Origin of the sequence: Pseudomonas sp. GLN_2, from assembly GCF_043106005.1 — a bacterium.
Classification (GTDB): Bacteria; Pseudomonadota; Gammaproteobacteria; order Pseudomonadales; family Pseudomonadaceae; genus Aquipseudomonas; species Aquipseudomonas alloputida.
This window is the reverse complement of the sequence record NZ_JBICMC010000074.1, coordinates 74,302-87,722: the sequence shown is the minus strand read 5'-3', so window position 1 is coordinate 87,722 and position 13,421 is coordinate 74,302. Positions and strand designations below refer to the sequence as shown.

Annotated in this window: 10 protein-coding genes and 1 pseudogene; 6 read left to right on the top strand and 5 right to left on the bottom strand. The window is 60.9% G+C overall.

Annotation, left to right across the window (positions count from 1 at the left end; translation table 11 throughout):
* Positions 1–1,455: pseudogene (locus ACF8Q6_RS16795) on the top strand (hypothetical protein); the annotation flags it as partial.
* Positions 1,455–2,333 carry a DUF6708 domain-containing protein gene (locus ACF8Q6_RS16790; RefSeq protein ID WP_392489739.1) on the top strand — a complete coding sequence of 293 codons (879 nt, stop codon included), beginning with the start codon at positions 1,455–1,457 and terminating at the stop codon, positions 2,331–2,333. The pseudogene ACF8Q6_RS16795 and the gene ACF8Q6_RS16790, both read left to right, overlap by 1 nt.
* 209 nt (positions 2,334–2,542) lie before the next feature.
* Here ACF8Q6_RS16790 and ACF8Q6_RS16785 read toward each other — a convergent pair whose 3' ends face one another.
* Positions 2,543–4,729 (bottom strand): OsmC domain/YcaO domain-containing protein, encoded by a 2,187-nt coding sequence (locus ACF8Q6_RS16785; protein WP_014590666.1) that lies wholly within the window; start codon positions 4,727–4,729, stop codon positions 2,543–2,545.
* Between the two features lie 270 nt (positions 4,730–4,999).
* Between ACF8Q6_RS16785 and ACF8Q6_RS16780 the strand changes: the two genes are divergently transcribed.
* The 3 genes from ACF8Q6_RS16780 to ACF8Q6_RS16770 are packed head-to-tail and all read left to right on the top strand — an operon-like array spanning position 5,000 to position 9,072.
* Positions 5,000–5,455 (top strand): (2Fe-2S)-binding protein, encoded by a 456-nt coding sequence (locus tag ACF8Q6_RS16780; RefSeq protein WP_003256023.1) that lies wholly within the window; start codon positions 5,000–5,002, stop codon positions 5,453–5,455.
* Positions 5,455–7,710 (top strand): molybdopterin cofactor-binding domain-containing protein, encoded by a 2,256-nt coding sequence (locus ACF8Q6_RS16775; protein ID WP_392489738.1) that lies wholly within the window; start codon positions 5,455–5,457, stop codon positions 7,708–7,710. The genes ACF8Q6_RS16780 and ACF8Q6_RS16775 overlap by 1 nt, the downstream gene beginning before the upstream one ends.
* Before the next feature lie 18 nt (positions 7,711–7,728).
* On the top strand, positions 7,729–9,072 hold the full coding sequence (locus tag ACF8Q6_RS16770; protein WP_003256026.1) for a cytochrome c: 1,344 nt from the start codon (positions 7,729–7,731) through the stop codon (positions 9,070–9,072).
* Between the two features lie 69 nt (positions 9,073–9,141).
* On the opposite strand, the gene ACF8Q6_RS16765 is transcribed toward ACF8Q6_RS16770, so the two are convergent.
* The 4 genes from ACF8Q6_RS16765 to ACF8Q6_RS16750 form a co-directional block, all read right to left on the bottom strand.
* Complete coding sequence (locus tag ACF8Q6_RS16765; RefSeq protein WP_392489737.1) at positions 9,142–9,930, bottom strand: substrate-binding periplasmic protein; 789 nt, start codon at positions 9,928–9,930, stop codon at positions 9,142–9,144.
* A gap of 208 nt (positions 9,931–10,138) precedes the next feature.
* Positions 10,139–10,780 (bottom strand): LysE family translocator, encoded by a 642-nt coding sequence (locus tag ACF8Q6_RS16760; RefSeq protein WP_221100575.1) that lies wholly within the window; start codon positions 10,778–10,780, stop codon positions 10,139–10,141.
* Positions 10,781–10,829: 49 nt separating this feature from the next.
* Complete coding sequence (locus tag ACF8Q6_RS16755) at positions 10,830–11,030, bottom strand: DUF1289 domain-containing protein (RefSeq protein WP_003256032.1); 201 nt, start codon at positions 11,028–11,030, stop codon at positions 10,830–10,832.
* 8 nt (positions 11,031–11,038) lie between these two features.
* Positions 11,039–11,356 carry a hypothetical protein gene (locus ACF8Q6_RS16750; RefSeq protein WP_392489736.1) on the bottom strand — a complete coding sequence of 106 codons (318 nt, stop codon included), beginning with the start codon at positions 11,354–11,356 and terminating at the stop codon, positions 11,039–11,041.
* A 314-nt stretch (positions 11,357–11,670) separates the two neighbouring features.
* Here ACF8Q6_RS16750 and ACF8Q6_RS16745 point away from each other — a divergent pair, with 314 nt between their 5' ends.
* Entirely contained in the window at positions 11,671–13,416 is a 1,746-nt protein-coding gene (locus ACF8Q6_RS16745) for a BCCT family transporter (protein ID WP_003256034.1), read from the top strand.
* The last annotated feature ends 5 nt before the right edge of the window (positions 13,417–13,421 follow it).

Sequence of the window (13,421 nt, the reverse complement as noted above, 5' to 3'; positions counted from 1 at the left end):
GACATCACCGACCTCACCGCCCAGTCGGTCAATGCCGTGGTGCTCAAGCGCCTGCGCGGGCAGACCCGATGGGATGCCAGCCATGGCCTGCGCCAGCAAGTGTTGCTGGCAGCGCGTGAGGCCAATGCCGAGAAAGCACTGGGGTTGTTGGCGGCACGCTATCGAATCACCGAACAGGCCATTACGGAAAATCCATTTAGCCAGGAGGTGCAGCGGTATTTGAAGAGCGGCATGGCGCAGGTTGAAGAGATGAAAGCGTTGCGCATTTCGGGTAGCCGCACGGTGTCCATCGAGCTGACCACCACTGCGCGCGTGAAACCCAACTTCCTTGGGTTGCTCACTTCCGGCGGTGGGGGTGGTTTAAACGCGGGGATGCTTTGGTTCAACATCTTATCGCTCAAGACGGCTTACAACAGCCTGCAAAAGAGCGACGCACCGGAATACACCCTGGGGTTCGCTTCATCTGTTTTCGGGGTGATCGGGGCAGCGGCAGCGACGTTGGTCAGCGTACGGGCAACGCAAAAGGCCGTCATGCTGAGATTAAGTGCCACAGCGCCGGGTATGGCTTTTGGTAACGGTCTAATCAAGCTCCTAGGAAGCAATTTGTTCGCAAGGTTGTCCGGCTACCCGGCTATTTTCCTAGGATTCGCCTCTGACTATAAAAAATCCCAAAGGCAGAAGATGCACGGTAATACTGCCGCTTCTGATTTAACTTTCTATGGTGGGGGCGCGGTCGCAATAGGCTCCGTCTTGGTATTAGAAGGTGGATTAGCTATTGCAGGCGCCACAACACTTATCCCTTTTGCAGGGTGGACTGCAGCTGCAGTAGTCCTATTAGGTGCTGCGATCATAGCTGGAGGCATCTACCTCCATGCGAAAGCCACCGAACACCTTCACAACCCTATAGAGCTATGGGCCAGTCGAAGTATATTTGGGAACCGTCTCAATGACGGCGAAAGCCGACCAGACATAATTTTAGATACCGACAAGAAACTTCCAAACTTCGTCAACATTAAAGACGAAATCAACGCTTGGCATCAGGTATTTTACTCACCCTCGCTGCTTTCAAAAAAAGAGACAAAACTGTTTGACCTAGGGCATCTAGACAGCAAATGGACTGACTTAAACACATGGACTACTCCGAACTGGACTGCTATCACACACAATCAAGTTTCTATCATCCCCCCCACTGCTGAATTTACAGTCCTCCTACGAGGGTTTCTATTGGGCCAGAGCGAATGGCAAGCCAGCCTTAGTAGCCAACTCGAGAACAATGGCATATCTGTATTCCCAGCCACACCAGACTGCTATGAAATCAGGGGAGGACTGATACTCCACTTCAAGAATCAAATTCGAAACCACCGCCACATTAAACTGAACATCAAATATCTGCCAAATCTAGGCTTAGATGAACAAGCAGGCTCCTCCCAGACCTTCAAGCTTGGGGAACGATAATGGCCATTTCATGGATTTTCACACCCTCCGCACGCTCTCAGTTCACTCCACATATCTCAAGCCAACTATCAACCATAAACAAACATCACTTATCCCTCGTGAACCCATGGGTATCCGACTCCGTATTCATGGGAAAACTATATACCGCCATGACATTAGGGTTAGCAGCCTATATCTACCCGGAGATCATAGATGCAGATTTTAGAAAGTCAGCGCTAGCGGACCTTCACTCACTCGCACAATACATTATTGCACCACTAATATTTACACCATTCATCGCCTACAGGATATTCTTCATAAAAAATCTTTCAAACATCTACCTCAATCGCGCAACTGGAAAAATTCTATATCAACGTAACAAAAAGCTTATCTCATTCGATTGGACCAATATCAAGGGAGGGGTATTTAAGCGCACAGAGTTCGGTGGTTCATCCTTCAGCACTAGCTATGCACTTGCCTTTGCCCCGCCTAGGAAGGACGGTAGCCTCCACAAAAAAGACTGCCTCTGGGTCGACAGTAACGAACCCACCGAACCGGGCGTCAAACATGTCGCCGAAGTGTGGGAATACCTCCGCCACTTCATGGACCACGGCCCAGACAAACTCCCTCCGCCCGGTGAACCCAACTGGTGGCACAAGCCACTGCACGCCATCTGCCTGACCCCCGCAGAAGCCTGGCGCCACTATGCACCTTGGCGAACCGGCGAGCCCGGTGAAATGCAGGGCAAAAAGAACTGGCAATTGCCGTTCTGGGCCGTGCTGTTTCCCTACAACCTGACCGTCGCTCTCTGTTGGTACTGTGTCTGCAAGCTTTTCAATGTCCGTGCAGCGCCACCACCGGCGGAGGCTTTCGAAGGGGGGCCTGCTAAGCCCGAATAGTCACCACCTGAAGTGGATAGGAAGAGAACGCTAAGCGCCTGGATAGCAACGCGGAAAGACAGAATGGGGATGGCGCCCAGATCAAAGGGCTGTAGGACGGCGCCTGACTTAGCGCAGGCAAGCCAGCGTCCACAGGTTCGGCACAAATCTCAAGAGCGGTGCAATACCTGTGGCGCTGGCTTGCCGGCGGTGATTGGGCGCAGCGCCTGTCAGGCGAACTTGGCCCGGGCCGCGTGCAGTTTCTTGTAGCTGTCGATCAGGCGCAGGTGGCGATCAAGGCCTTCGAGCTTCATGCTGGTCGGGGTCAGGCCATGGAAGCGCACACTGCCGTCCAACGAGCCCAATACCGCGTCCATGCGCGCATTGCCGAACATACGGCGGAAGTTGGCTTCGTAGTCATCCATCTCCAGTTCGTCATCCAGTTGCACTTCCAGCACCACGTTCAGCGCCTGGTAGAACAAGCCGCGGTCTACGGTGTTGTCGTTGAACTGCAAGAATGCCTCGACCAGTTCCTTGGCATCCTCGAAACGCTGCACCGCGAGGCAGATCAGCAGCTTCAGTTCGAGAATGGTCAGTTGGCCCCACACTGTGTTTTCGTCGAACTCCACACCGATCAGCGTGGTGATGGTGGTGTAGTCATCCACATCGCAGTTGTCCAGGCGCTTGAGCAGCAGCTTCAGCGAGCGGCTGTCGAGGCTGTGCAGGTTGAGGATGTCGGCACGGAACGACAAGGCGCGGTTGGTGTTGTCCCAGATCAGGTCCTCGACCGGGTAGATTTCCGAATAGCCCGGCACCAGGATGCGGCACGCGGTGGCGCCAAGGTTGTCGTACACCGCCATGTACACTTCCTTGCCCAGGTCTTCGAGGATGCCGAACAGGGTCGCGGCCTCCTGCTGGTTGGAGTCCTCGCCGTGCCCGGAGAAGTCCCACTCGACGAATTCGAAGTCGGCCTTGGCGCTGAAGAAGCGCCACGACACCACGCCGCTGGAGTCGATGAAATGCTCGACGAAGTTGTTCGGCTCAGTCAGTGCATGGCTTTCGAAGGTGGGTTGCGGCAAGTCGTTCAGGCCTTCGAAGCTGCGGCCCTGCAGCAGTTCGGTGAGACTGCGCTCCAGCGCCACTTCCAGGCTCGGGTGGGCACCGAACGAGGCAAACACGCCACCCGTGCGCGGGTTCATCAAGGTCACGCACATGACCGGGAACTCGCCTCCCAGCGACGCATCCTTGACCAGCACCGGGAACCCTTGCTCTTCCAGGCCCTGGATGCCAGCGAGGATCGCCGGGTATTTGGCCAGCACCTCTTGCGGCACGTCCGGCAGGCACAACTCGCCCTCGAGGATTTCGCGCTTCACCGCGCGCTCGAAGATTTCCGACAGGCACTGCACCTGCGCCTCAGCCAAGGTGTTGCCCGCGCTCATGCCATTGCTGAGGAACAGGTTTTCGATCAGGTTGGACGGGAAGTACACCACCTGCTGGTCGGACTGGCGCACGAACGGCAGCGAACAGATGCCCCGCGCCGTGTTACCCGAGTTGGTGTCATACAGGTGCGAGCCACGCAGCTCCCCGTCAGGGTTGTAGATCGCCAGGCAGTGCTCATCGAGGATCTCGGCCGGCAGCGCGTCGCGCGGGCCCGGCTTGAACCACTGCTCGTTCGGGTAGTGCACGAACGGGGCGTTGGCCAGGTCTTCGCCCCAGAACTGGTCGTTGTAGAAGAAGTTGCAGTTGAGGCGCTCGATGAACTCGCCCAGCGCCGAGGCCAGCGCAGCCTCCTTGGTGGCGCCTTTACCGTTGGTAAAGCACATCGGTGACTGCGCATCGCGTACGTGCAGCGACCAGACGTTGGGGACAATGTTGCGCCACGAGGCGATCTCGATCTTCATCCCCAGCCCGGCGAGGATGCCCGACATGTTGGCAATGGTCTGCTCCAGCGGCAGGTCCTTGCCGGGGATATAGGTGCTGGTGTCCGACACCGGCATCAGCAACCCCTGGGCATCGGCATCGAGGTTGTCGACCACTTCGATCACGAACTCAGGGCCGGTCTGCACCACCTTTTTTACCGTGCAGCGGTCGATGGAGCGCAGGATGCCTTGACGGTCCTTGTCGGAGATGTCCTCGGGCAGTTCGACCTGGATCTTGAAAATCTGGTTGTAGCGGTTTTCCGGATCGACGATGTTGTTCTGCGACAGGCGGATATTTTCGGTGGGGATATCGCGGGTCTGGCAGTACAGCTTGACGAAGTAAGCCGCGCACAAGGCCGAAGACGCCAGGAAATAGTCGAACGGGCCGGGGGCCGAACCATCGCCTTTGTAGCGGATAGGTTGGTCGGCGATCACCGTGAAGTCATCGAATTTGGCTTCGAGACGGAGATTGTCGAGAAAATTGACCTTGATTTCCATGCGGGATTACCGTGATTTAAGCGTGCAAAACGAAATTGGCCGGCATTATCCGGGTTTTCGTTGCGCAAGTCCTGTTCAACGCCGACTGCAGGCTTGATTTTTCGAAGCTGACTTGCGTATTCCGCCGGATTACTTGCCTGATCCTCTGAAGCCACCCCCGCCACCAGACCAGCGGTCATCCTCCTGTGCTAGCGTTTCTGCACCGGGGGACAACGTATTCCCCATGCAGATAAAACACAGCGACAACAACCGTGACGGGCAGGTGAAACCATGGAACTACGCATCAACCAGAAGACCTATCAGGTCGAGGCGGACGCCGACACGCCCCTGCTGTGGGTAATCCGCGATGACCTGGGGCTGACCGGCACCAAGTATGGCTGCGGCTTGGCCCAGTGCGGCGCCTGTTCGGTGCTGGTGGACGGCAATGTGGTGCGCGCCTGCGTTACCCCGGTGGCCGGTGTGGTGGGGCGTGAGGTCACCACCATCGAGGCGATCGAAGCCGACCCCGTCGGCAAACGGGTGGTCGCCGCCTGGGTCGAGCACCAGGTGGCTCAATGCGGCTATTGCCAGTCTGGCCAGGTCATGGCAGCCACGGCGCTGCTCAAGCACACGCCCAAACCCAGCGATGCGCAGATCGATGCAGCCATGGTCAACCTGTGCCGCTGCGGCACCTACAACGCCATCCATGCCGCTGTGCATGACCTGGCCCAGGGGGAGCAGGCCTGATGAACACGCCAGTCGATACACCCGCCGAACTGCTCAGGCTGCAGCGGGGCGAAACGGTCAACCTGTCACGTCGGCGCTTTCTTGCCGGCACCGCAGTCGGTGCCCTGGTGCTAGGTTTCGGCCTGCCCATGGGCTCGGCCCGCGTGCAGGCAGCAGCAGCCGCTGCGGCAACCGCGGAACGCGGCACCCAGGTGCCTGCATTTCTGGAGATTCGCCCGGACGGCACGGTGCGCCTGCTGAGCCCCTTCATGGAAGGCGGGCAAGGCCCTTTCACCGCCATGGCGCAGATTGTGGGTGAAGAGCTGGATGTCGACCCGGCCCATTTCGTGGTCGATAGCGCACCACCGGGCGAAGCCTACGTGGTGATGGAGAACGGCATGCGCATCACCGGTGGCAGCATGTCGGTGCGCATGAGCTACCCGACCATGCGCCGTCTGGGCGCGCTCGCCCGGGGCATGCTGCTGCAGGCGGGCGCCGAACACCTGGGTGTACCGGTCGATGAGCTTTCTACCACGCCGGGTAACGTAGTACATACCACGACCGGACGTTCCGTACCCTACGGTGAACTGGCCGGTCGCGCCATGGACCTGCCGGTGCCCGACCCGGCCAGCATCAAGCTGCGCGACCCCAGCCAGTTTCGCTGGATTGGAAAGCCCGTACGCCGCCTGGATGCCTACGACAAGTCCACCGGCAAGGCCCAGTACTGCATCGACATCAAAGTCGACGGCATGCTCCACGCTGCCGTGCAGCATGCGCCGCGCCTGGGCATGACGGTTGGCAGCCTGCGCAACGAAGACCAGGTCAAGGCCATGAAAGGCGTACATTCTGTGCATCAGCTGCCAGGCGCCGTGGCCGTGGTCGCCGAGCGCTGGTGGCACGCCAAGCGTGCAGTGGAGGCGATGCAGGTGGACTGGAAAGAACCGGCCGCCGACAGCAAAGTGCGCCCGATGCCGGCCGATTTTTCCAGCGACGCCTGGCGCGAACACCTCGCGACGGTGCAAGGGCCGTCCCGTGATGAAGAGAACGAAGGGGACATTGCCGGCGCCTTGGCCAACGCCAAGACCCAGGTCGAGGCCAGCTACCATAACCAGTACCTGAACCATGCCCAGCTGGAGCCACCGTCCGCCCTCGCCCGCTTCAACCCGGACGGCAGCCTCGACGTCTGGCTGCCCAACCAGGCCCCGGACATGTTCCGTGACGACATTGCCAGACGCACCGGCCTGGAGCCTGTACAAATCAACCTGCACTCGCCGCTGCTGGGCGGCTTCTTTGGCCGCCACTTCCTGTACGACTCTGCCAACCCCTACCCGCAGGCCATTGCCCTGGCCAAAGCGGTTGGCCGGCCGGTGAAGCTTATCTGGAGCCGCGAGGAGGAGTTTTTGCGCGATGTCCTGCGCCCCGTCGCAGTGGTGAAGTTCCGCGCCGGGCTGGACGCAGACGGTATGCCAGTGGCGCTCGAAGCGGTAAGCGCCACCGAGGGCCCAACCGAGGCCCTTGCTGGAAAACAAGGGGAGAAGATCGACCCGACCGCGCTTGAGGGGCTGTCAGGCAAGTCCTACGCCATCGCCAACAAGCGCATCGCCCAGATCTATGTCAAAGGCCCGGCCATGCTCGGTTACTGGCGCTCGGTAGGTAACTCGCTGAACGACTTCTTCTACGAATCATTCCTGGACGAATTGGCCGACAAAGGTGGCAAGGACCCGTTTGAACTGCGCCTGCACCTGCTGCGCGACAACCCGAGACTGACCAATCTGCTGAACGCAGTGGCCGACTTGTCCGGCGGCTGGAAGCGCGGACCGTTCACCGCCGAGGACGGCAGCAAGCGCGCACGCGGCGTGGCCATGGCCTCACCGTTCGGCTCGGAGGCTGCGGTCATTGCCGAGGTTTCCATCGACAACGGCCAGGTCAGGGTGCACGACATCTGGCAAGCCATCGACCCAGGCAGCATCGTCAACCCGGCGATCATCGAGCATCAGGTCAACGGCGCCGTCGCCCTGGGCCTGTCGCAGACGCTGGTGGAAGAAGCGGTGTACGTGGATGGCAAGCCGCGCGCGCGCAATTATGACCTGTACCCGATCCTGCCGCCTTCGCGCATGGCCCGGGTGCATGTGCGCATCATCGAAAGCGGGGCGAAAATGGGCGGCATCGGCGAACCCCCGCTGCCCGCCGTGGCCCCCGCGGTGGCCAATGCGGTCGCGCAGCTTACTGGCCAGCGCGTGCGCAGTTTACCATTGAGCCGCCACACCTTCAGCTGATCGCACAAGGGACGCCTCATGACCCATCGTTTCGCAAGAACCGCTGGCTGGCTGGCGCTGCCGTGCCTGGTCGCGGCGGGCCTGCTGGCCTGGTATGTCACCCGTGAACCCGCATCGCCGTTTGCCGACGCACAGGCCACTGCTGCCGACCCGGCGCTGGTCAGCCGCGGCGAATACGTAGCCCGGCTCAGTGATTGCGTGGCCTGCCATAGCCTGCCGGATGGCAAACCGTTCGCCGGCGGGCTGGAAATGGCCACCCCGCTGGGAGCAATCCACGCCACCAACATCACCCCCGACCGCGACAGCGGTATCGGTAACTATACCCTGGCTGACTTCGACCGCGCCGTGCGCCAGGGTGTGGCGCCTGGTGGCCGACGCCTGTACCCGGCTATGCCTTACCCGTCCTACGCCAAGCTCAGCGATGATGATGTCAAGGCGCTGTATGCATTCTTCATGCACGGCGTACAGCCGGCGCGGCAGGCCAACCTGGCCAGCGACATCCCCTGGCCGCTGAACCTGCGCTGGCCCATCGCCTTGTGGAACGGCCTGTTCGCCGCCACCACGCCTTACACCGCCAAGGCCGGGCAGGATGCACAGTGGAACCGTGGCGCCTATATCGTCCAGGGCCCCGGGCACTGCGGCAGTTGCCATACGCCACGCGGCCTGGCCTTCAATGAAAAGGCGCTGGATGACAGCGGCAAGCCGTTCCTGTCCGGCGCACTGCTCGACGGCTGGTATGCACCCAGCCTGCGTGCCGACCACAACACCGGGCTGGGGCGCTGGAGCGAGGCAGAGATCGCGCAGTTCCTGAAGACCGGTCGCAACCGGCATGCAGTGGTATATGGTTCGATGACCGAGGCGTTCAACAACTCCACGCAATTCATGCGTGACGACGACCTGGCCGCCATCGCCCACTACCTGAAGTCGCTGCCCGGCGACCCTCAACGTGACGGCGCACCCTGGCAATACCAGGCCGAATCGCTAGCCACACGGCTGGACAGCCCAGGAGCGCGCACCTACGTGACACGCTGTGCGTCATGCCACGGCCTGGACGGCAAGGGCCAGGCCGAATGGATGCCGCCCTTGGCCGGGGCAACCTCGGCACTGGCCAAGGAGAGCGCCTCGGCAATCAATATCACGCTCAATGGTTCGCAGCGGGTGGTGGCTGCAGGGGTGCCGGACGCCTATCGCATGCCGGCTTTGCGCGAACAGCTGAGTGATCAGGAGATTGCCGACGTGCTCAGCTTTGTGCGTACGGCCTGGGGCAACCAGGGTGGTGCGGTGGATGCGCAGGCGGTAGGCAAGCTGCGTGGGCATACCGACCCGGCCAGCAGCAGCCCCATCATCTTGCATATGCGTTGAATTGGAGTGGCACATGTACCGACGCGAGGCTGCCCCCAACAAAGACCGCGCAGCACATGAGCCACTCTGTCACTGCCACCGCTCCAGATTCTGTTTCAACCACTGCTCGGGCAAGGCCCCGCCAACGATCTTCGCCATCTCCCGCGCCAGCGCCTCCCGCAGCGGTGGCCGGTTGCAAGGCGACTCACGTGAGATTGCCAGGTACAACCCTTCGCTGGATACCGGTGGCTGCAACACCTGCACAGTGGCTGCGATGCCCAATGTCCGTGCCAGCGCCATGCCAGGATACTGCTCGTACACCACATAATCGCTGCGCTTGTGCATCAGCTTCTCGAACGCCTGCCTGGCACTGGGCACCGCTTCGAGGGCGAGATTGGCCTGGGCGTATTCATCGAACTGTTGGCCGTGGCTGTTGTTGACCAGAGTGCCACCCTTGCGGCCTTTGAGGTCGGCCCATTGCTGGTAGGCAAAAGCATTGTCCTGGCGCACCCAGATGACGCTGGGGGTGCGCAAAAATGGCGGGGCGATGAAGTCCACATGCTGCCGGCGCGCCTCGGTCAGGAAATACCCGGCCATCAAATCGATCCGCCCAGTGCGCACGGCTTCCTGGGCTCGCGACCACGGCCCGGCGTAAACCACCTCTATGTCCAGCCCCAACTGCTTGCCCACGTACTTGAGCAGGTCGGCATTGGCACCGATCAATCGCTGAGGGTTTAGCGGGTCGCGCCACAGGTAGGGGGGGTATTCCGGATTTCCTGTGGCGGTCAGCCGTAAGCATGCATCATCCGCCACCGCAGCCAGGGGCAGCAGTGACAGGCACACCAGGAGCAAGACGTGGCGAAAGCAACGCTCGATCATCTACGACCCTCGGCACATGAAACACCCGGCGACCCGGCGTAATGGCCAAAGGCTGACACCCACTGTGGTCGCCTGCAGCTATCATCTGCGCGCTGTGGACAGTCTGGACCATCAGCAACCCGCAGACGCGCCTTTCATCGTCCAGTTGAAAAATCTGCCGAAGGACAGACAGTAAGGGCCTGCACGGCAGGCGACAACGTGGTTTTTTTCAGGCACCCTGCCGTCGCATCGCCAGGATCGCCGCGCCGAAACCGATAAAGGTGGTGCCCACCACACGGTTCACCCAGCGCGACAGCGACGGCCGGGTCAACACCCCTTTGGCCCGCGCAGCCAGGGCGGCATACGCGCTCAGCGAAGTGAGCGACAAGGCCACGAAAATCCCGGTCAAGGTCAGGAACTGCGGCAACAGCGCAGCCCCCTGGTCGATGAACTGCGGGAACAGCGCAGTAAAGAACATGGTCGCCTTGGGGTTGGTTACTGCAGTGAGGAAGGCCGATTTGAACAGTTTCAGCGGCGTGGGTCGCACCTTGGCAGCACGCTCTGCGGCCCCTTGCTCCAGCATCGGGCTCTTCTTCAGCAGTTGTCGCACGCCCAGGTAGAACAGGTAGCCCGCCCCCAGGATCTTCACGGCGTTGAACAGTACTTCTGAACTGGCCAGCAGTGCGCCTAGCCCCAGCATGGCCGCAGCCGACAGACAGAACAGGCCCGTGCCATTGCCCAGCGACGACCAGATCGCGCTGCGCTGGCCATGGGCAAGACTGTTATTGATAGCCATCAAGGTGGCAGGACCGGGGCTGGCGATCGCGATGGCAGCGACCAGAGTGAACGCGAACAGCGAGTGAGAATCCATTTCAGGCTCGTCAGACAATCAGGAAAGGCTGCGTGAATTGCACGCAGGTTCAGCTGGCATTCTGCCGCTTGGCCGCCTTCTTGGCGATAGCCTTCATTCGCGTCGCCGCCCGCTGCACAGTGGCCATTTTCTCGGGCCGCTTCATGCCCCGCCACTTGCGGATTTCATCACGGGTGCGGCCGCAGCTCACGCACAGTTCGCTGTTGAGCTGGCATAACGAAACGCAGGGGTTGTCGATGTCTTTGGCCATGCCACTGCTCAGCCAGGCAGCTCTGCCCGCGCACGTTCGCCTGCGCCGTGGAACACCTGGCGCACTTCCTCGGCCTTGACCTTGGTTACCGACCTGGCTGCCAGCAACTCTTCGACCACGCGCAAGCCCTGCTCGAGGGCTGTGGCCAGTTGCTCGGCGTCGGAGGCGTCAGCGATATCACCCAGATAGGGAGCGATGAGATACACGTAACGGTCCTGCAGCTTGAGCGCTTCCAGCGCGTCGAGGGCTTTCTGGAACCGATCGGCAGCGGCAGGGCTCATGCTCAATTTATCGAAATGAATCAGGCTCACACGGTCAGTGGCCATTATGACGAATCTCCGTTTCCTGGTGCGGCCAGGCCCGCAAGCAGCAGCGCTTCTACGATGCTCGTATGTGCGATCCCGGGTTATGACCATCAGGGTACCAGAAGCCGAGACAGAAAGGGCCATTGCCCCCAGAACTAAAAGTATTTGCCAGGTCGCGCAATGGACGCCCCATGGCGTTATGGGGACATGAGCCGTTATCTGCTGCGCAGGATAATCCCGCCAGCAATCCACCCCGCCGAGGCCGTCATCGCGCTCGGCAGCCCACACAACAAGCCTGCGCGCTCAGGCAATACACAAATGGGGCCTCATCATACATGGCAAAGGAACACATCCCCGAAACACTCGATCTTGGCGTCACAGACCCCTCGAAAACCGCAGAAGCCCGCCAGGACCGGCATTTCGAGGGCAAGCTTGACTGGATTGTCTTTGGTTTCACCAGCCTTCTGGCCATCGCCTTCGTGCTCTGGGGCTTCCTCAACCAGGTCAGCCTGGCCAGCAGCGCCTCCAGCGCGCAATCCTGGGTCATTCTCAATTTCGGCTGGTTCTTCGTGCTCACCTCCTCCCTGTTCGTGGTGTTCGTGCTGTGGCTGGCCGCCAGCCGTTACGGGCGAGTGCCGCTGGGCCGTGATGGCGAACAGCCAGAATTTCGCACGGTATCCTGGGTAGCAATGATGTTCAGCGCCGGTATGGGCATCGGCCTGATGTTCTTCGGCGTGGCCGAGCCGCTGTCGCACTACATATCGCCGCCGCCCGGCTCGGCCAGCGGGCAGACCAGCGAAGCGATGCAGGTGGCAATGGCCACCACCTTGTTCCACTGGACCCTGCACCCTTGGGCCATGTACGCCATCGTCGGCCTGGTAATCGCCTACGGCACCTTCCGCCGTGGCCGCTCGCAGCTGATTTCCGCCGCCTTCCGGCCACTGATCGGCAAGCACGCAAACGGCCCTCTCGGCCGCCTGATCGACATGATGGCAATCTTCGCCACGCTGTTCGGCTCGGCCGCCTCGCTGGGCCTTGGGGCGCTGCAGATTGCCGGCGGCCTGGAATACAACGGCTGGATCGAAAGCCCCGGTAAACTGTTCTACATTTCGATCATCACCCTGCTGACCATTGCCTTCGTAACCTCGGCGGTGTCGGGCATCGGCAAGGGTATCCAGTGGCTGTCCAACACCAACATGGTGCTGGCACTGGTGCTGGCAGTGTTCGTGTTCATGGTCGGGCCGACGCTGCTGATGCTCAACCTGCTGCCAACCTCGCTCGGCATCTACATCAAGATGCTGCCGGAAATGATGGCCCGCACCAACGCCAGCGGCGGCGAGCAAATGAACAGCTGGCTGGCCGGCTGGACCGTGTTTTACTGGGCCTGGTGGATCTCCTGGACGCCTTTCGTGGGCATGTTCATCGCCCGTATCAGCCGCGGGCGCACCATTCGCCAGTTCGTTACCGGGGTGCTGCTGGTGCCAAGCCTGGTCAGCCTCGTGTGGTTCACCATCTTCGGTGGCGCCGCCATCGAGGCCGTGCGCGAGGGCGCCTTCCAGCTGGCCAACGGGGCGGTCAACAGTAACCACGCGCTGTACCAGTTGCTGGACAGCTACCCGCTGGCCTCGGCAACCTCGGTGCTGGTGATGATCCTGGTGGGCATCTTTTTTGTTTCGGGCGCCGACGCCGCTTCGCTGGTGATGGGCACGCTGTCGGAACACGGCACCACCGCGCCATCGCGACGCACAGTGATTTTCTGGGGGACGCTGACCGGTACGGTGGCGGCGATCATGCTGGCGATCGGCGACCCAGGTAACCCTGGCGAGGCGCTGACCGGGTTGCAGAACCTGACCATCGTCGTGGCCTTGCCATTCGTGGTGGTGATGGTGCTGCTATGCCTGGCGTTGTACCGCGACCTGCGCAAGGACCCGATGATGCTGCGCCACCTGCGCGGCAACGAGCTGATCGAGAAAGCCGTACTGTATGGGGCTGTGAAGCATGGGGAGGAGTTCTACATTGTGGTGCAGGAGAAGAAGGCATCGGCCAAGACAGCGGCAGAGGCCGAAGTAACCAGCAACTGACGGCG